The organism is Flavobacterium sp., assembly GCF_049590715.1.
Lineage (GTDB): Bacteria > Bacteroidota > Bacteroidia > Flavobacteriales > Flavobacteriaceae > Flavobacterium.
The window spans coordinates 1-20,519 of sequence record NZ_JBAWDL010000316.1 but is presented as its reverse complement, the minus strand read 5'-3'; the positions used below and the strand labels follow the sequence as shown (position 1 = coordinate 20,519).

Sequence of the window (20,519 nt, the reverse complement as noted above, 5' to 3'; positions counted from 1 at the left end):
CGAATGAAAACACAAAATTTTGGTTACAAGAAATTATACATCAACGGAGAATTAGTTGATGCTGTAAGTGGCGAAAAAGCAGATGTGATTTGTCCTGCAACAGGAGAATCTATTGCTCAAGTTGCGCTTGCAGGTACTGCTGATGCTCACAAAGCATTAGAAGCGGCTCAAAAAGGATTTAAATATTGGTCTAAATTACCTTTGGTTGAAAGAACGGCCTGGATGACCAAATTAAGAATGGCTATTCTTGAAAAATCTGATGAATTACGTTCAGCAATGGTTCACGAAATGGGGAAAACCTATGCTGGTTCTGCTGAAGATATTGAAGCGATTAGCAATGCTTTAGAATGGTATCCAGCGGCAATGAAAAACCGTAGAGAAGAGCAAATTCCAGATTACGAAAACACACATACACATAAAATAGTTGAACAACCAGCGGGAGTTGCTGTAGCTTATTTAGCTTGGAATTTCCCATTGTTGAATGTGGGGTTCAAAATAGGACCAGCATTAGCAGCTGGATGTTCTTTGATTATCAAACCATCTGAAATGTCTCCTTTATCATCATATATTATTGGTGAAATTTTACATGATATCAATTTTCCTGCTGGTGTAGTAAATATCTTAGCAGGGCCTTCTGCTGAAGTAGCGACTACAATGACTACTAGTACTATTCCTGCTGTTTTAACCATGATTGGTTCTACAGCTACGGGTAAAAAAATTATTGCGGATAGTACGACTTCTATCAAGAAGCTTGGAATGGAATTAGGAGGAAACGCACCATTTATTGTATTTGAAGATGCTGATTTTGATACTGCATTGAATTTAGCGATTGGATTGAAATTTGGAAATAGTGGTCAAATTTGTGTGGCTGCCAACAGAATTTTTGTTCATAAAAATATTTACGATAAGTTCTTAGCTGCTTATATCGATAGAGCTTCAAAAATTAAATTAGGATTTAGTGTTGATCCTAACGAAGCAGTAGATATGGGACCTGTGGTAACTCGTAAGGATAGAGACAGAATGTTTGATTTAGTGCAAGATGCGGTAAGCAAAGGAGCTAAATTAGAATACGGTGGAAAAGTTCCTGCTGGTTTTCCGGAAAATGGAAACTGGATTGAACCAACAGTAGTTTCAGGAATTACAACTGATTCTCGTTTGTTTAGAGATGAAACTTTTGGACCTGTTGCAGGAATTATGAGTTTTGAATCTGATGATGAAGTTTTAGCTTTAGCTAATGATACAGAATACGGGTTGGCTTCGTATATTTTTACCAACAATCACAAAAGAATACAACGTTTTACCGAAGATTTAGAGTTTGGAGAAATTCAAATCAATGGAGTGAAATACGCTATTTATTTGCCTCACGGTGGAATCAAAAATAGTGGAATTGGACATGATTGTTCACACTTGGCTTTGGAAGACTATTTAGTAAAAAAGAGAGTTTCAACCGCACTTTAATTATTAACTATTAACTAACTAATATAAAATGGATACATTAACGTTATCATTTTTACTTGTCATTTTTGCAAGTATTTTTCAAGGTTCTTTTGGACTAGGAATGAAATTTATGGCTCCCCTTAAATGGGAAGCTTGGTGGCTAGTTCACTCTACCTTTGCTTTGATTTTGTTACCTTCGGCTTGGGCTTATTTGGTCGTGCCTGATTTGTTTGCAGTGGTTACTTCTGCTCCTTCAGATGTGATTATTGAAGCTATGATCTATGGTGGATTGTGGGGTATTGGTGGAATCCTTTTTGGAAAAAGTGTTCCTTATATCGGTATTTCTTTGACTTATGGAATCGTAATGGGCGTTTGTTCTGCAGCAGGGGCTTTGATTCCTTTGTTTATGAATGCAGGAGAAACAGAGAAACCTTCGTTTCCGTATATTATTGTGGGTGTATTGATTATGATGGTGGCTATTGCTATTACAGCTTATGCAGGAATCCAAAAAGATAAGTTGACACATGCTGATGAAAATGCTGAAAAAGTAAATCTTCCTATGGGATTGATAATTGCTGTTTTAAGTGGATTATTATCGGCTGCCTTAGCTATTGGTTTTGGTAAGGGTGAATCTATTGGTAAATTAGCTGAAGAGTCGGGCGCTATTGCTAGAAATGGTAGTTTGGCTATTTGGGTAGTTGTGTTATGGGGTGGTTTTGTAGTAAATGCAGGCTATTCTTTATTTCTATTAGCTAAAAATAATACGTGGAGTTCATTTTCAACGCCTAATGCTGGTAAAGCCTTTGCGTGGTCTATTGGAGCTGCGGTATTATGGTTTGGTGCATTAGGGATTTACGGACAAGGAGCTACTTTAATGGGAGATATTGGCAAGATTATTGCTTGGCCTATTATGCTTGGGTTGTCTCTTATTGTAGGTAATGTTTGGGCGTACACTAATAACGAGTGGGAAGGCGCTAAAAAACCGTTCAGCATCTTATTAGTAGGTGTATTTGTATTGATTATTGCGGTAATAATTACTGGGTATTCGGGAACACTAAACGGTTAGTATTAAAAAAAAATACAAATCTTAAAAAAAATTAAAATTTAATATAATAATGAAAACAGCTATAATTTTAAGTTCGCTTTTCTTTGCAACTGTTTCTTTTGGACAGAACAAAGGAATTGTAGATAATACTAACAGTCCAAATGTGAAACTGAAAAGTATCAACATTGGTGATTGTCATTGGACCAAAGGATTTTGGGCAGACAAGTTCAAAATTTGTGAAGATAAAATGTTGCCTTATATGGGGAAGGTTTTAATGGGTGATGTAGGTCATGGTTATAATAACTTCAAATATGCTGCTGGACTTGAAAAAGGAAAGCATAAAGGATTTGCATGGCACGATGGGGATTTTTACAAATGGATGGAAGCTTCGGCTTATGTTTATGCACAAAATAAAGATCCTAAAATCTTAAAACAATTAGATGATATCATCGCAGTAATTGCAAAAGCGCAATTGCCAAACGGATATTTACAAACTACGATACAATTGAGCGATAACAAAATCGATCCTTTTGAAAATCGTAAGTATCATGAAATGTACAACAGTGGTCACTTGTACACAAGTGCTTGTATTCATTACCGTGTTACGGGTAAAAAGAATTTCTTAGATATCGCTGTCAAACATGCTGATAACTTATATAATGTGTTTTTTCAAGATACTAAACAATATGCTCGTTTTGGTTTCAACCAAACTCAAATTATGGGATTAGTGGAATTGTATCGTACAACTAAAGACAAAAAATACTTGGCTTTAGCTGAGAAATTCATCAACCGTAGAGGACATAATGGTATTGAAGAAAATTCAACTACTAAAGGATATCCAGTAGGAGATATGGTTCAGGAGTTCACACCATTGCGTGAGTCTAACGAAGCAGTAGGACATGCCGTTTTAGCATTGTACTATTATGCTGGTGCGGCTGATGTAGCTGCTGAAACAGGAGAAAAAGCCTTAGTAGATGCTTTAGATAGACTATGGGAAAATGTAACGGAAAAGAAAATGTATGTAACAGGCGCTGTAGGTCAAACGCATTATGGTGCTTCTACTAACCGTCAAATGATTGAAGAAGGTTTCATTGATGAATACATGATGCCAAATATGACAGCATACAACGAAACCTGTGCTAATATTTGTAACTCGATGTTTAGCTACCGCATGATGGGATTAAACGGAAAATCAAAATATGCTGATGTGATCGAAAATGTTTTGTTCAACAGTGCATTATCAGGAATTAACTTAGCGGGTGATAAATATTATTATTCAAACCCATTACGTAAAATTCACGGTTCTAGAGATTATTCTAAAATGAATACAGAATATCCTGAGCGTCAATCATACTTAGAGTGTTTCTGTTGTCCTCCTAACTTAGTACGTACTATTGCTCAAGTTTCTGGATGGGCTTATAGCTTGTCTGATAAGGGGGTTTCTGTAAACTTATACGGAGGTAATAAATTAGATACTAAATTAATAGATGGTTCTACATTAAAACTTGAGCAGGTTTCTAATTATCCTTGGGATGGAAATGTGAAAGTAACTATCGATGAGTGTAAAAAAGAAGCTTTCGAAATATTGTTCCGTATTCCAAATTGGGCAAAAGGAAGTAAACTAATGGTAAATGGTTCAGATTCAGGAATTACTGTAGTACCAGGAGAATTTACTAAAATTGACAGAAAATGGAAAAAAGGTGACGTTGTGACTCTTGATATGCCAATGGAAGTAATGTATATGGAAGGAAACGGACGTATTGAAGAAGTTCGTAACCAAGTAGCTGTAAAAAGAGGTCCAGTAGTGTACTGTGCTGAATCAACTGACTTGCCAAAAGGAACAAGTATCTTGGATGTATATCTTTCAGGAGATACTAAATTTGATGTAAAATACCGTCCTGATTTATTAGGTGGTGTTACCTCAATTAGTACTGATATGATGATTCGAAAAGATACTAAGTCTAACACAATGTATCATCCAGTTTCTAAACCAGTGTTAGAAAGCACTAAAGTTTCTTTAGTTCCTTATTATGCTTGGTCAAACAGAGGGGATTCAGAAATGACCGTTTTCTTGCCAATTATCTGGAAATAAAATAGTTTCATAAAATAGTGATAAAAAACGTTGATAGTAGTAATACTGTCAACGTTTTTTTTATGCTTGTTGGGAAGTTCATGTTTAATACAATTGAATTAAAAGTATCCCAGGGCTTTTAACAGTTCTGATTTCTCTCGAGTATCATTGCGTAAATTTAAGTCTGTAGGGTAAGCATTATCTTGAGGCCATGTAGTAGCGCTCATTAGTACCATCCCTCTATTTTAGTTTTCGTCGTTGAATCTTGAACACGAATCGTCTTTTGACTCACTTTTATCTTGCTCAAGTTTAATTTTAAAGCAATATTTTTCTCGATAATTGAGTTGAGAGCATCTAAACTTAAATGTTTTCGGGACATAACAAATAAGACAGTACCAAATGGAGGTTCATCTGAAAAATTAGAGTAACTCAAGAGATGGTGCATAGAGATATTTTCTGAAATTAGAGTAACTGTTTCACAGTTGTCTACATCCAAATCATTGCTTGATAATCATTGGCTCTAAAGCAATCCATCTGTTTCCAGAATTTAATTTTTTTATCAAAAGGAGGCTCATGTCCTTCAAATCAAACTTATTTTGCTGATAAAATTAGATCTTTGTATACAATTTCTGGGGACTGTTTTGTGTAATACCTTAACTTAGTTTCTTACACATAGTTTTGAATGATACTCATTTTGACAAGCGTTACTATGAAAATAAAACATGATTTTGAGCCTGATGGAGCCGATATCCTCGTAGAGCTGAGCGAAACGAGATAAAGGCGAGAGCAGGAAAGGAAGCAGTTTTTAAAACGAGATATTATGCTCAAAAAAAAATCGAACTAGCATAGGAGACTAGTTCGATCGTGAGTTGAAATAAATTAGTATTCTTATTTTTTGTTTGAGAATATTTGTGGGTTGATGTTAACCATGACATACGTCCAGTTGTTTGTGCTATCTTTTAATCCTGTACTCCCTTTGAGCGCTACCATAGCATCTGAAGCAAACATTTGAGAGTATCCTGCCACTAGCGTAATATTTTTATTAACCTTGTAAGCGGCAGTTACGTCCAGTTCCGTTCCTAAGTAAGAATCTTGTTCCACCGTTCCAGCAAATACTTTGTTCGGGGCATAGAATAAATGTGGTGCTACGGATAGATTTACTTTTTTTATAGGGAAATCAAGTTTAAGTGATAAGTCTTGTAATCCTACCGAGTTGGCATGGTTTCCTACGTAGAAATAATCCATAAAACCATTGAAGGCATGGTTGGTACCAAATATAGGGTTGAATGATTTTAGGGTATTTGAAGTTGAATTTTGGTCTTTACCGGATAAGAATTCATATCCTATAGTGGCTTTGAATTTTGGTGTAAAAGCGTAGCCAATATTTACTGCTGCTTCCCAAGCGGATACTTCGTTAACGCCTACTTTACCAGTTTGTCCGTATAAGCTGAAATCCAGATTTAGTTTTTTACCAGCGTAATTGACATAGGTTCCAAAAGTTTGAGAATAATTAGTTTCAATATCAGTAAGTGTTTTTAGATATTCTCTACCTACGTTTAGAGCTAATAAGCTTACTCCTAGTTTTTGGATATTAGTATGGTACCAAGCGTATTGCATGTCTTTGAAGTCGGTTGTGAATGGGATTGTGGGTGCTACTTTTGCTTCGGTATCTGCGTTTAAGGCTACTCCTAAATCCAGTTGGTCTTTGTTTCCTTTGTATTTGAACAATAGCGCATCAAAACTACGTCCTTGATTGGCCCAATCTAATCCGCCAATGATTCTTTGGTTGTCATACGCTAACATTTGGCGACCTACTTTAGTGCTCCATTTTTCGGTAAAGCTGTATTGTGCCCAACCTTCATATAAAGCAATTCCGTTTTTGTCAGTGGCAGTATTTCCCAGTGTACTTACATTACCCCAAGTACGTACGTTTTGCAAAGACATTTTTAGTTTTAATTTTTCATCTCCATAATTTAGATTTACTCTAGTTCGTTGACCAATAAATGAAGTGTGACTTGTGGTAGGTGTTAGTAAGGTTCCAAAACCGTTAGTATATTCGTAACGAGGTCTAATTTGGATATCAGAACTATATTCTTGTGCGTAGGTACTCGCACTAATGAAACCTAATAAGCTAAAAGAAATTGTTTTAAGTGACTTCATAATAATTGATTTTAATTTTTGTTTTTTCTAATGATCTACAGGACAAATGTAAGTACGTATTTGTACGTAATGACAGTGTGATTGACATCAAAAAAAATGTTTTTTAACCTTGTATGTATTACCCTGTAACAGATTAACACCTGTGTTTTAGCATGGAATAAGGGTAAGTTTTTGTTATTTAGTTGTTTATAAAATACGTATAGGATACTAAGGAAGTGAAATGTTGTTTAAGTAAAAAAGAGTTGGCTTTTTTTTACCGTTAAGATGCTAAGGAGCTTGCATAGCTCTGTGTGTGTATTAAAAAGTGTAATCCTTCTATTAGTCATATAACTGATGTTCTTCCTATGTGTTTTAAACAGAACAGTAAACACATAAGGGTATAGGAAAAAAGGGAGATAGGCCAATATATTGACTCCTATAAGTCAATGTGTTCCTCTTGAAAAGTGTAACGTCTTTTATTAGCTATAAAACTATGTTTCTATTTGTTTTTGAAAAAAAGCTCTTGAAAGTATTCACAAAGCTATATTAAAACTGGCGGTGTTCAGCTATTTCAGCTTGTAGTTTTGTAATTTCTAACAGGCTGATTTTTTTACCTACAATATTTATCAAGGATTCTTTTTTGAGGCTTGAAAAAATTCTGGTGACTTGTTCGTCAGTGGTTCCTGCAAAATCAGCGATTTCTTTTCGAGATAGACTGACGTTGATGAGATGGTTTGTTTGTCCAAATTTTTTAAGCAAATGCAATAAGGTGTCAATAACGCGTTCTCGTACATTCATTTGGGCAATTTTTTTGATTTTGTTCTCGCTTTTGTTGAGTTCTTCAGCATAAAAAAGCATCATATCATAGGTAAATTCGGGAATTGTTTTTAGAATTTGTTGCATGATGTTGTTGCTGAAGTTACACAGTACAGTATCTTCTAGAGCAGCTGCACCAATTAAGTAACGGTTACTGGTTCCGAAACCTCTAAATCCAATGGTATCTCCTTCTTGTGCTAATCGTACAATTTGTTCCCGACCATAGATTCCTGTTTTAAGGATTTTTACTTTTCCTTTTTGTAGAAAATACAATCCTTGAGTAGGAGCGCCTTCAATCATAAACTGTTGTCCTTTTTTGCAAGGGAAAGTGTTTTTTTGCAAAACAAAATCTTGCATTTTTTCGAGATGCAAATGTTTTTTGATGAAACAACTTGTGTTAACGCAAGTACTACAGTCGGTGTGTATACGATTCATAATGGATCTTATTGTGATTATGCTAAAACAAAATTACATATATAAATAAGTATTTGTACTTATTTTAAAGATAAAAATACTAGGTAGATGATGATTTGAGAATTTGGTAATTTGAGAAGTTTTTTTTAGTTATAAAGCAAAATGAAGTCCTTATTTAAACCGTATTTATAATGGTGTTTTTTTAGCTTTTTGTAGGTTTTAAAAAAAAAAGAAGATTGTTTCTTTTTTTTAGCAACATTAGTAGAATTTAATTTGAAAGTTTAAATGTGGTTAAGGTAAAAGATAATAATCGATACAATAAATTGAAAATCAGCAAAGTGAAATATTTTTAATTAGCTTTAAAGGATAGTAATATACATTGCTTGCTACTTAAATAAAATTTTTATTTTATTTAATTTAGTTTGTAGCGAAATTAAAAACTACTTTTGCGCCCGAATTAAGGTTGCTATTTTTCTAAAATAGCATTAAAAGGGAATCAGGTGACAGATTAAATATAGCTTTTATAACCATAAAAGTTTTAATCTAAAAACCTGAGCTGTTCCCGCAACTGTAAGCTATAAAGCTTGTTGTTATCTACAAACCATTGTTCGCCTTGGCGAATGAGAAGGTAAACAACAAGACGCAAGCCAGGAGACCTGCCTTATTTCTTAACTAATATAAATCTCTCGGGAAAAAGGGATTTGAAGTATTATGACAAGAAATATATCGTTTTTTTACATCTTATTTTTGATGTGCCAGTTTGTATTGGCACAAACGGAGAGTATTCATGCCCTAAAGGAAGTCATCGTTTCTGATGTTTATCTAAAGCAATTTTCGAATACACAATCAATTCAGCATTTGAATGATTCTGTAATTAGTAAAAATGCCGCATCCTTAACCTCCTTTTTAAATTATAATACAGGTATTTATTTTAAAGAAAATGGTCTAGGAATGGTGTCTTCACCATCTTTTAGAGGTACCACCGCCCAACAAACTGTAGTGGTTTGGAACGGAATAAATATTAACTCACAACTTTTAGGACAAACGGATTTCAATACCATTTCAACTCGTGGATTTAATTCCATTGATGTCAAAGCGGGTGGTGGTAGTGTAGTCTATGGTAGTGGTGCCATTGGTGGTACTATTCATTTGAATAATGATCTGAAATTTACCAATACCTTCAAAAATGACTTTCAAATTTATTACGGCGATTTCAATACCATAAGTGCTGTATATGGAATCACAGTAGCCACTAAAAAGATCAGTTTTGATGCTAGTATCACTAGGAATAGCTCAGATAACGATTTTAAATTTATAGGAAAAGAGAATAGAAATCTTAATGGTCAATATTATAATACATCCTTAGATGTTGCTTTTGGATATAAAATAAATAGCAAGAACAGTCTAAAATTCTATAGCGAAGTATATGATGGTGAGCGTCATTTTTCATTAACGTCTCTTAATGCTACTAAAACCAAATACCAAGATTATAATACGCGCAATCTACTTACATGGAGCAGTTCTTTTGCTTCTTTTGATACACATCTGAAACTAGCGTATATAACTGAAGAGTATCATTATTTTGAAGATATAAATAGAGTTGGTTTTACCTCTGGAGGTGTCAAAAGTTTTATAGGGAAGTACGCTATTGATTATTATTTGTCAAAAAAAAGTAAGCTAAATTCCATTTTTGATTATACTAAAAATAATGGATCTGGCTCGGGAATTGGGAGTAATAACCGCGATATTTCTGGAATGAGTCTTTTATGGAAACAGGTTTTAACAGACCATTGGAATTACGAATGGAGTATCAGAAAAGAATTTTCGAATGGCTATAAAAGTCCGGTGCTTTTTTCGGTAGGTTCTCGTTATACCGTTTCTCAGGTTAATAATTTGAGATTTAATTTTTCAAAAAATTATAGAATCCCCACTTTTAATGATTTGTATTGGGCTGGAAGTGGCAATCTAGATTTAAAGCCAGAGCAATCCTATCAAGCTGAAATAGGGAACGAATTTCATTATCACGATTTCCGATTATTGTTTACCGCTTACGGCTCTAAAATCAGTGATATGATTCGGTGGTTGCCTACTAATTCAGGAACATGGTCTCCTATAAATACGGATAAAGTTTCCATTTATGGAGCAGAGGTTTTGTTGGGTTGGCACCAAAAATGGAATAAACATCAATTTGATTTCAGTGGCAATTATTCCTATACGGTTTCTAAAGATGAAAGAACCCAAAAACAACTTTTTTATGTTCCTTTTCATAAACTAACGGGAAGTTTAAGCTATAGTCATAAAAAAGCTTCCGCTTATTATCAAGCACTATTTACAGGTGATGTTTTTACAACATCTGATAATAGTCCTAAATATATTCTGAACGCATATACGGTTTCTAATATAGGAGTGGATTACAATTTTAGTAAAGAAAATATTTTTAAAGTTGGTGTAAAAGTAGCTAATCTTTGGAACGAAAATTATCAAGCGCTTCCCAGCCGCTATATGCCTGGGCGAAACCTAACTATTTATTTGAATCTTAATTATTAAAAAAAATGAAAGCAACAAAACACTTTTTAAGCATTTTACTCCTTACTTTTTTATTTGCTTCATGTACAAAGGAAAATGTTCCAGAAATTAATGTTCCCTTAGGAGCATATGATAATGGAATATTGATTTTGAATGAAGGGAATTTTGGAACACCTAATGCTTCTGTATCTTATATTTCAAATGATTTTATGACTTTTCAAAACAGTATATTCCTATCAGTTAATCCAACAAAAGAGTTGGGTGATGTGGCGCAATCAATGAGTTTTGATAAGGATAAAGCATATATTGTTTTGAATAATTCTAATAAAATTGAAGTGGTTAATCGCTATACTTTTGTGAGTTTAGGAACCATCACTGAGAAATTAGAAAATCCTCGTTACAGTTTGGTACTAAATGGGAAATTGTATGTTACCAATGCTATTTCGAATGCAATTACGGTATATGATGCCACAACTTATGATTATATAGCATCAATTCCTTTGAATAAAACGGCGGAGAAAATTGTTGCTGCAAATGGAAAATTGTATGTAATGAATGGTGCTTACGGTTATGGAAATCGAGTAACGGTTGTTAGCCCTGTTACTAATACAGTTTTATCAACTATTGATGTAGAAGAAGGGATTAACTCAATTGAAGAACAAAATGGAGTTGTTTATGTGTTGTGTGGCAATACTACCAAAAGTAAATTATTTAAAATCAATACCACCACAGATGCTATCACGTTTATAGAGTCCACGACTTTAAAAGGAGCTTTGAATATGGATATTGAAGCCAATAAGATTTATTATACCGCAGGAACTTCTGTCTATGTAATGGATTTAGTGGCAACTAGTTTTAATGAAACACCTTTATTCTCAGTAACTGATAATAGTTGGTCTACATTGTATGGTTTTGGAGTAATAAAAGATCAAATTTATACTGCGGATGCTAGTGGTTTTACTGCTGATGGTGTTGTTACGGTATATTCTTCTGCTGGAGTTATTCTGAAAACAGTCTCTGTGGGATTGGGGCCTAATAGTTTTTACGCAAATAATTTAAAATAAAACATGACAGTGTCTAAAATGTTTTTTATTCTAGGACTAAAGAGAATATTTATTCTGAAATAAATCTATGTTAGTTAAATATGTCATATTGAGCTTCTCGAAATGATTTTATTATAAAGTATTCGAAAGGCTCATACTGACATCCTAATTCTCCAGCTTACTAAAGTTCTACAGTAATGTCTGTAATAGATAAAATATGCTTTTTTAAATTATTTCTTAATACCATAAAATCAAATAAAAATTATGAAAACAAAATTATTTTTAGCTATTTTTTTAATCACAATTTATAGTAATGGACAATCGTATCCAGGACCAGTAGGACAGTCAGGATCTACGGCCATTGCAGGAACGAGTACTGTTTTTAAAAGTTGGGCAACAGGAGCGGTGATTACTCGTGGTCCTCAAGATATCAAAAATCCAACAGGCCCTTTTGCTACTGTAGGTACAGCTGACAGCGCTATAGGAACACCTAATGGTTCTGGTGTGGTGAGTTTAGGGGATGGAGGCAATGCTATTGTTACTTTTGATAAACCTATTATGAATGGTACGGGCTATGATTTTGCTGTTTTTGAAAATTCCTTTTCAGATACCTTTTTAGAACTTGCCTTTGTTGAAGTTAGTTCAGATGGAATTAATTTTTTTAGATTTCCATCACATAGTCAAACGCAAACTACCACTCAAGTAGGAGGTTTTGGATCAGTTGATGCTACTTATATTCATAATCTTGCAGGGAAATACAAAGCTAATTATGGAACTCCATTTGATCTATCTGATCTTGATGATAATGCCTTATTAGATAAAAATAAGATCACCCATGTTAAAATAATTGATGTTATTGGGACAATAGATCCTCTTTATGCTACCTATGACAGTAAGGGAAATATTATAAACGAACTGTATTCTACTTCTTTTCCATCAGGAGGGTTTGACTTAGATGCAGTAGGGGTTATCAATCAAATTGAAAGTTTAGCTATTGATGATTTTAAAGAAATTGCTACTTTATCTATTTATCCTAATCCAGTTTCAGATGTCTTATTTATTATGACAGATAAGGAATATGCTGTTGCTATTTATGATTTTACAGGAAGAGTAGTTAAAAAAAGTAATAGTACCAATGGTAAACAACTTTTTGTTTCAGATTTAGTTTCAGGTAACTATTTTGCGGAATTTATTGTTGATGATCAAAAAATAATTAAAAAGATTATAGTCAAATAATATCATGCTATTGAAAAAAAAAAGGGGAATCCAGTTTTTAAATACGAAACTAGATTCCCTTTTTTTAATTTATTTTTAGTATTATTGGTTTTTTCGATCTATTTCTTTAGACATATCTGGTTGTTTCTCGTTCATCATATTCGTAATAGTGATATGCATCCAGATTAAACAAATGACAGAGAATAGAAGTACAAATATCCATGAACTTGACCAGATTCCGGTAGTACTCAATAAATAACTAAAGATAATAGGACAAAAGAAACCACCAAGCCCACCTAACAAACCTACCATTCCTCCCACGACTCCAATTTCGGTGGGAAAATATTCAGGAATGTGTTTGTAAACAGCTGCTTTTCCTATTCCCCAAGACACACCAATTAGGATTACTAAAATAAGATACACCCACATATTCGCATCAAAGGTAATTCGGGTAACGCCTGTAGCGAGAAGTTCTTTTTTGTTGACTTCTTGATTTTGAGCTACAATTACTTTTTGCCAAGAAGATTTTGTTGGAAAAATATTTCCTTCGGTTACGGGTTCAGGTTTCGCATCAATAGGGAAATCTTTATCGTCAATACGGACATTTGTTGATGATACGGCAGTCACAATTCCTTTTTTGCCTGCCATGACACCGGGACCTGCTGTTTTTATTTCCATTTTTGGGATCATCAATAAGGCACTTAGTACCACGGATGAAATTAAAACCCAATACATTACTTTACGTGCGCCAAATTTATCAGATAAATAACCACCAAAAGCACGAATCACACCTGAAGGCAAACTGAACATTGTAGCAAACATTCCGCCCATAACTAAGCTGGTGTTGTATACATTCATAAAGTTAGGTAACAACCATTGCGAATATGCTACAAAACAACCAAATACTAGAAAATAGTAAGCTCCAAAACGCCATACACGTGGACTTTTTAAAGTCGTCAACATTTGTGGGATAGTACGGTTTGATTTTTCCATTTTTTTGTTTTCAGCAAATAAAAGAAACAAAATACCAATAATTAATAAAGCCAAACCATACACGATAGGTAATAATTTCCATCCGTTTTGAGGATCATCAATAGAAAAATAATTTAAGAGTGAAGGGGCTAAAAAAGTGGTGATGGCAGCTCCAGCATTCCCCATTCCAAAAATCCCCAATGCTCTACCTTGCCATTCTTTTGGGTAAAAAATGGAGGTGTATCCAATTCCAACTGCAAAACTGGTTCCTACCATTCCAAATAAAAAGCTTAAGATTGCAAATAGAAAAAAGCTATTGGCTAAAGGTAAAAGAAAAAGAGGGATTGAGCACAGGAGTAATAGGGTAGAAAAAACATATTTCCCACCGTATTTATCAGTTAAGATTCCAATAGGCAAACGCATAATGGCTCCAGTTAAAATGGGAATTCCAAGTAACCATCCAATCTGAACAACGTTCCAATTAAAAATACCTTTATCTACTAAAAAAGTAACTAATACACCATTTAGCGTCCAGCATGCAAAACATACAGTGAAGGCTAACGTATTTAAAAATAACATTCTATGTGATTTTGCTAATGTGTTTGTGTTTTTCATACTACTTATATTTTTTACAAATGTAAGTAGTAGAATTGGGTAAAAACGTGCCAAAACGCAGGTTTTTAAAAATAATTAAGTATTTATACGTAATTTAATTAAGTATTTGTTTAAAATGGAGCATATGTTATTTTTTAGGATAAAAAAAACCGAAATAGAGTGTTGCTATTTCGGTCATTATTAAATGGGTTGGCTTTTCTTAATTTTTTCGATCTATTTGTTTGGCAATGGTTTGTTGGTTTTCATTCATCATGGTAGTGATGGTAATGTGCATCCAAATTAAACATATTGCTGAGAATATTAGAATGAAGAGCCAAGAGCTAGACCAGATTCCTGTAATTAATAATAAATTACTAAAGATAAGTGGACCAAAGAATCCTCCAAGACCACCTATTAAGCCTACCATGCCCCCTACAACGCCAATTTCTGTAGGGAAGTATTCTGGTATGTGTTTGAAAACAGCTGCGGTACCAATTCCCCAAGAAATTCCAATTAAGATGACTAATATAAGATAAACCCACATATTAGCATCAAAATTGATTTGGGTAATTCCTTTGGCTATCAATTCCTTTTTATGGACTTCTTGATTTTGTTTTACCATTACTTGTTGCCAAGTTGATTTGGTTGGAAAAATAGCGCCTTCCACTGCTTTTTCTGGTTTGGAATCAATGGTAATATCAATATCATCAATTTTTATAGTAGTAGGGGATATGGATGTTATAGTTCCTTTTTTGGGTGCCATTATACCTGCCCCAGCAGTTTTAATTTCCATTTTAGGAATCATCAATAAAGCGCTCAATAGAACCGAGGAACTCAAAACGTAATACATTACTTTTCTTGCTCCAAATTTATCTGATAAATAACCACCAAAAGCGCGAATCACTCCAGAAGGTAGGCTGAACATGGCGGCAAACATCCCGCTCATAACAATACTTGTTTGGTAAACATTCATAAAATTTGGGAGCAACCACTGTGAGTAGGCTACAAAACTTCCAAAAACTAAGAAATAGTAGGTTCCAAATCGCCATACTCTTGGTCTTTTTAAGGTAGAAACCATTTGCATTATCGTACGGTTTGATTGTTCTGTTTTTTTGTTTTCGGCAAAAAATAAAAAAAGGACTCCTATAAATAATAAAGCACAGCCATAAAATATCGGTAAAAATTTCCATCCATTTTGAGGATCAGCAATAGAGAAATAATTAAGTAATGAAGGAGCTGCAAAAGTAGTAATAGCAGCTCCTGCATTCCCCATTCCAAAAATCCCCAATGCTCTACCTTGCCATTCTTTTGGATAAAATGCGGAAGTGTATCCAATTCCAACAGCAAAGCTGGTACCAACCATTCCGAATAAAAAGCTTAGAATAGCAAACATGAAAAAGCTATTAGCAAGCGATAATAGAAATAGTGGTATAGAGCATAAGAGAAGTAATGTTGAAAATACATATTTGCCACCAAATTTATCAGTTAAAATTCCGATGGGTAAACGCATTATAGCACCCGTAAAAATAGGAATACCTAGTAACCATCCTACTTGAGTGACACTCCAGTTGAAAATATCTTTGTCAACTAAGTAAGTAACTAATACACCATTTAGCGTCCAGCAAGCAAAACAAATAGTAAATGCCAGTGTATTAAGGAGTAACATTTTATGTGATTTTGATAAAGAGCTTGATTGCGTCATAACACGTGTTTTTGTTTTAACAAAAATAAGTATTAAAGCGTATTTAAACCTGCGTTAAGATGTTTTTTTTGAAACAAATTAAGTATTTTTACTTAATTTTATAAATAAATATAATTTGTTTTTATTGGAGTTAAAGATTAATGTGGCTTTATTGTGAAATTAAAATCTCATTTAATAAAACCAGAATGGTGAGGGCTGTTTTTTATTCAATGGGGATACAAAAATCTACAATGCTGATGAATCCATACCGAATAGAAACTTCCGAAATTGAAATTTCTCTTTGGTGTATAAGAATCGCTGCCGTTTTTTCAATTCTTTTGCGAGTGATGTATTCGTTAATTGTTTCGTTTGTGATGATTTTGAAAATTCTATGTAAATGAAAAGAAGTATAAAAGCCGACATTTACAATGGTTTTTAAATTCAGTTTTTGGTCTAAATTTTCATCAATAAAAAGGAGTATGTTGTTGATGTTTTTTTATGTAATGTTCTTTCGTTTTTTGAGTTTCAGTTAAAGTAAAATGGTTTTAGATAGATAACAAAAAAAAACTACTTAATAATTTTTTGATGTAGAAACAAAAAAAATACTTAGTAGTTTTTATGAAGTAGAATAATGGATTGTTTTATAAAAGCGAATATTCGGTTGCTTTATTTGAAAGTTCCATGAGGTTTTTTACTTTTAGTTTTTTCATCAAGTTGAAACGGTGTACTTCGGCAGTACGCTTACTTATATCTAATGTTTCAGCTATTTCTTTGTTTCCTTTGCCTGAGAGTAATAATTTTAAAATTTCTTTTTCTCTTTTGGTAATGGTTAATTCTTCGGCTAAACTGCTTTTTGTTTCTACAGCAGTAGGATTAGATAATTGGTTAATCAAAATAGACGAAATATCACCTGTAAAATACTTACCACCATTAGTAACGGTATGAAGTGCTTTTAAAAATTCTTCTTTACTGGATCCTTTTAGTAAGTATCCGTCTGCACCTGCATTAATAGATTTAAGTACATATTCTTCTGAATCATGCATTGATAAAACAATTGTTTTAACAAAATTGTTTGCTTTACGTAGTCTATCTACAACCTCAATTCCTGTAAGATGAGGCATGCGTATATCTATGATTAATAAATCAGGTTTTTGCTCTTCGACTACGGTTAAAGCTTCTTGACCGTCTGTAGCTTCTCCCACAACAACGATGTTTTCTTCAGATTCTAATAAGGATTTTACTCCGTCTCTTACAAATACATGATCATCTGCTAGTACTACTCGAATGATATTACTCATAATTTACTTAAGTTTTATTAAGGGAATGTTACGTATTTAATACTAAAATTGAACGCAATATACGTATTAATTGAAATAGATTAATAAAGAAAACAAACACTTTGAATTTTTTTAGCCTAATTATTCCAATTTGCATGAATTTTAAAGTATTTAATTTGTTTTTCTGCCTTAAGAAATCGAGGTTTTAGTAAGGGAATATGACTTTTCACTTTTAATTTACTTATGAGGCAATGAATCCATTAAGAAAGTATCATATTTCTTTTACACATTCTAGTGGTTAGTAATATTGAAAATCTAACGTTTTAGTTGATGATTACTGTGTTTTAATATGCTTATCTTAATAGAACAATAATTGACAAATTATAATTCTATTGATACTTACTCAAATCAAGATTAAGAATAGTGCCTACTCTGCTAAACTCTTCATTAATGGTTGCATTCAAGATTAGTGGTTCATTATATATTGGATGATTAAAAATTAATTGATGCGCATGAAGCATCATCCCTTTTAACTCATAATTCTCTAACCATAATTTATTTTGTTTGTTGCAGCCATGTGGGCGACTTCCTAAAATGGGGTGAAAAATATGTTTGAAATGTTTTCGTAATTGATGCATTCGTCCGGTTTCAGGGATAGCTTCTACTAAACAATATCGTGACGTAGGTTGATTGTTGAATTCTAACTCAACTTCGGCATTTTGTAAACGATGAAAGTAGGTTATTGCATTTTGTTTAATGTCATCATCATTGGTTAAATCGTAATCTATCGTTAACTCTTTGGGTGACCAACCTCGTAAAATGGCTAAATATTTTTTTTCGACTTCGCGTGTAGCAAAACGATCATTCATAATTTTTAAAATCTCTTTGTTTAATGCGAATAAAAGTACACCAGATGTTTTTCGGTCTAAGCGATGAACAGGATAAACGTGTTGTCCGCCTATTTGATTTCTCAATTCTTGAATGGCATACACTTTTGCATCGCGTGCATAAAATGACTTGTGAACCAATAATCCGCTTGGTTTATTAATGGCTATGATATATTCGTCTTGGTATAGGATTTCTAGCATTTGGAAATAAAAGATGTGTTGATAATTAATTTGTCTAGCCTTTTTAGGTAAAGTCTTGGTTATAAAGCATAAAAAAAAGCTTCAGATTTCTCTGAAGCTTTCTTAGTAGCGGGAACAGGACTCGAACCTGTGACCTTCGGGTTATGAGCCCGACGAGCTGCCTACTGCTCTATCCCGCGATGTGCGTTTGTAATCTCAATAAAATTAACTTAGTAGCGGGAACAGGACTCGAACCTGTGACCTTCGGGTTATGAGCCCGACGAGCTGCCTACTGCTCTATCCCGCGTTGTTTCGGGTGCAAAGATACATATAAATTCGATATTTCCAATACAGAATTTTAAAAAATGTTTTATTTCATCTATTCACTTGATATAACTACCTTTGCAGCATTAAAATTAAAGTAAATGTCACATAAAGCAGGTTTTGTAAATATTATAGGGAATCCTAATGTTGGGAAATCAACGTTGATGAATGCATTTGTGGGGGAAAGGTTGTCTATCATTACCTCAAAAGCACAAACAACACGTCATAGAATATTAGGTATTGTAAATGGAGAAGATTTCCAAATGGTATTGTCAGATACGCCTGGAATCATCAAACCCGCTTATGAAATGCAAGCATCGATGATGAATTTCGTCAAATCGGCTTTTGAAGATGCTGACGTTTTAATCTATATGGTGGAAATAGGGGAGCAAGATTTGAAAGATGAAGCTTTTTTTAATAAAATCATTCATGCTAAAATTCCAGTATTATTATTGTTGAATAAAATAGATAATTCAAATCAAGAACAATTGGAAGAGCAAGTAGCCTTCTGGACTGCAAAAGTGCCAAATGCAGAAATTTTCCCAATATCTGCCTTGAAGAATTTTAATGTGCCAGAGGTTTTTGGACGTATTTTAGAGTTGTTACCTGAATCGCCTTCTTATTATCCTAAAGATCAATTGACGGATAAACCGGAACGTTTCTTTGTAAACGAAACGATTCGTGAGAAAATATTATTGAATTATAGTAAAGAGATTCCGTATGCAGTTGAGATTGTGACAGAGGAATTTAATGAAACAGATACTATTATCCGTATTCGTTCTTTAATTATGGTAGAGCGTGAAACTCAAAAAGGAATTATTATAGGTCACAAAGGAGCGGCTTTGAAAAAAGTAGGTACGGAAGCTCGTGAGGATTTAGAAAAATTCTTTGGAAAACAAATTCACATTGAATTGTATGTGAAAGTGAATAAAAATTGGAGAAGCAACGTGAATATGTTGAAGCGTTTTGGGTATAATCAGTAGGGACAGGTCGCGACCTGTCCGTACGAATATGAAGCGCGCCTGTCCGTATGAATATGAATTGCACCTGTCCGTACGAATGTGAAGCGGGCCTGTCCGTACGAATATAAAATGCGCCCTGTGCGTACAGACGGAATTTGATAACGAAATGCCATAGCCCAGATGGGAACGGCATCCTTTTATGCTGGGGTTCAGCATAAAAGATATAGTGGACAGCTGGAAATAGCTCCAAGAAATTATAAAAATCTTAGGTATTCAGAAACTTAGCTACTTAGCTACTTTTTTACCTACCTTTGCAGAATATTTGAAAAATAGATTATGAATAACATTGTTGCGATAGTAGGAAGACCTAATGTAGGGAAATCAACCCTTTTTAATAGGCTGATACAAAGAAGAGAAGCTATTGTAGATTCAGTTTCGGGAGTTACCCGTGATAGAAACTATGGTAAAAGCGAGTGGAACGGAAAAGAGTTTTCTGTAATTGATACGGGTGGATATGTACGTGGTTCTGACGATGTGTTTGAAGGAGAGATTCGCAAGCAAGTAGAATTAGCGATCGATGAAGCCGATGTAATCATTTTTGTAGTAGATGTTGAGGAAGGAATTACTCCAATGGATGATGCTGTTGCAAAATTGTTGCGTAAGGTAACCAAGCCAGTATTGTTAGCCGTTAATAAGGTAGATAATGCCATGCGTGAGAAAGATGCAGTGGAATTTTATAACCTTGGATTAGGAGAATATTACACATTTGCAAGTATCTCAGGAAGTGGAACAGGGGATTTATTAGATGCTTTAATTAAAGCTTTTCCAGAAAAACCAGAGGTTGAAGAAGTTTCTGATTTGCCTCGTTTTGCAGTTGTAGGACGTCCTAATGCTGGAAAATCAAGTTTTATCAACGCTTTGATTGGTAAAGAAAGA

14 protein-coding genes, 2 tRNA genes and 1 riboswitch are annotated in these 20,519 nt (G+C 33.8%); of the genes, 8 read left to right on the top strand and 8 right to left on the bottom strand.

Annotated features, from left to right (window positions below; translation table 11 throughout):
* The first annotated feature begins 3 nt into the window (after positions 1–3).
* The 3 genes from WBQ70_RS13730 to WBQ70_RS13720 are packed head-to-tail and all read left to right on the top strand — an operon-like array spanning position 4 to position 4,574.
* Positions 4–1,458, top strand: coding sequence for an NAD-dependent succinate-semialdehyde dehydrogenase (locus tag WBQ70_RS13730; RefSeq protein ID WP_423915190.1), 1,455 nt, complete (start codon positions 4–6; stop codon positions 1,456–1,458).
* Between the two features lie 28 nt (positions 1,459–1,486).
* On the top strand, positions 1,487–2,503 hold the full coding sequence (locus WBQ70_RS13725; protein ID WP_423915188.1) for an L-rhamnose/proton symporter RhaT: 1,017 nt from the start codon (positions 1,487–1,489) through the stop codon (positions 2,501–2,503).
* A gap of 49 nt (positions 2,504–2,552) precedes the next feature.
* Complete coding sequence (locus WBQ70_RS13720) at positions 2,553–4,574, top strand: glycoside hydrolase family 127 protein (protein WP_423915187.1); 2,022 nt, start codon at positions 2,553–2,555, stop codon at positions 4,572–4,574.
* An 867-nt stretch (positions 4,575–5,441) separates the two neighbouring features.
* On the opposite strand, the gene WBQ70_RS13715 is transcribed toward WBQ70_RS13720, so the two are convergent.
* The gene (locus tag WBQ70_RS13715; protein ID WP_423915185.1) at positions 5,442–6,713 is read right to left on the bottom strand and encodes an alginate export family protein; all 1,272 of its coding nucleotides are present in this window, start codon (positions 6,711–6,713) and stop codon (positions 5,442–5,444) included.
* Positions 6,714–7,238: 525 nt separating this feature from the next.
* Positions 7,239–7,943 carry a Crp/Fnr family transcriptional regulator gene (locus tag WBQ70_RS13710; protein ID WP_423915183.1) on the bottom strand — a complete coding sequence of 235 codons (705 nt, stop codon included), beginning with the start codon at positions 7,941–7,943 and terminating at the stop codon, positions 7,239–7,241.
* Positions 7,944–8,365: 422 nt separating this feature from the next.
* A riboswitch (cobalamin riboswitch) is annotated at positions 8,366–8,600 on the top strand.
* 33 nt (positions 8,601–8,633) lie between these two features.
* Between WBQ70_RS13710 and WBQ70_RS13705 the strand changes: the two genes are divergently transcribed.
* The 3 genes from WBQ70_RS13705 to WBQ70_RS13695 all read left to right on the top strand — a co-directional run bounded on the left by WBQ70_RS13705 (position 8,634) and on the right by WBQ70_RS13695 (position 12,727).
* Complete coding sequence (locus WBQ70_RS13705; protein ID WP_423915181.1) at positions 8,634–10,469, top strand: TonB-dependent receptor plug domain-containing protein; 1,836 nt, start codon at positions 8,634–8,636, stop codon at positions 10,467–10,469.
* 5 nt (positions 10,470–10,474) lie between these two features.
* The gene (locus WBQ70_RS13700; protein ID WP_423915179.1) at positions 10,475–11,512 is read left to right on the top strand and encodes a YncE family protein; all 1,038 of its coding nucleotides are present in this window, start codon (positions 10,475–10,477) and stop codon (positions 11,510–11,512) included.
* Between the two features lie 243 nt (positions 11,513–11,755).
* Positions 11,756–12,727: a T9SS type A sorting domain-containing protein gene (locus WBQ70_RS13695; protein ID WP_423915177.1), complete on the top strand. Its 972-nt coding sequence runs from the start codon at positions 11,756–11,758 to the stop codon at positions 12,725–12,727.
* 81 nt (positions 12,728–12,808) lie between these two features.
* Here WBQ70_RS13695 and WBQ70_RS13690 read toward each other — a convergent pair whose 3' ends face one another.
* The 6 genes from WBQ70_RS13690 to WBQ70_RS13665 form a co-directional block, all read right to left on the bottom strand.
* A complete protein-coding gene (locus tag WBQ70_RS13690; RefSeq protein ID WP_423915176.1) occupies positions 12,809–14,293 on the bottom strand; it encodes an MFS transporter in 1,485 nt (494 codons plus the stop codon).
* A 199-nt stretch (positions 14,294–14,492) separates the two neighbouring features.
* On the bottom strand, positions 14,493–15,974 hold the full coding sequence (locus WBQ70_RS13685) for an MFS transporter (protein WP_423915174.1): 1,482 nt from the start codon (positions 15,972–15,974) through the stop codon (positions 14,493–14,495).
* 620 nt (positions 15,975–16,594) lie between these two features.
* The gene (locus WBQ70_RS13680) at positions 16,595–17,251 is read right to left on the bottom strand and encodes a response regulator (protein WP_423915173.1); all 657 of its coding nucleotides are present in this window, start codon (positions 17,249–17,251) and stop codon (positions 16,595–16,597) included.
* A 368-nt stretch (positions 17,252–17,619) separates the two neighbouring features.
* Entirely contained in the window at positions 17,620–18,318 is a 699-nt protein-coding gene (locus tag WBQ70_RS13675) for a pseudouridine synthase (RefSeq protein WP_423915171.1), read from the bottom strand.
* 106 nt (positions 18,319–18,424) lie between these two features.
* A tRNA-Met gene (locus WBQ70_RS13670) sits at positions 18,425–18,497 on the bottom strand.
* Between the two features lie 34 nt (positions 18,498–18,531).
* Positions 18,532–18,604, bottom strand: a tRNA-Met gene (locus tag WBQ70_RS13665).
* Between the two features lie 118 nt (positions 18,605–18,722).
* Between WBQ70_RS13665 and era the strand changes: the two genes are divergently transcribed.
* Both era and WBQ70_RS13655 read left to right on the top strand, forming a co-directional pair.
* Positions 18,723–19,604, top strand: coding sequence for a GTPase Era (gene era / locus WBQ70_RS13660; RefSeq protein WP_423915169.1), 882 nt, complete (start codon positions 18,723–18,725; stop codon positions 19,602–19,604).
* A 315-nt stretch (positions 19,605–19,919) separates the two neighbouring features.
* Positions 19,920–20,519 (top strand): ribosome biogenesis GTPase Der (locus tag WBQ70_RS13655; protein WP_423915167.1); only part of this gene is annotated, 600 nt, incomplete at its 3' end.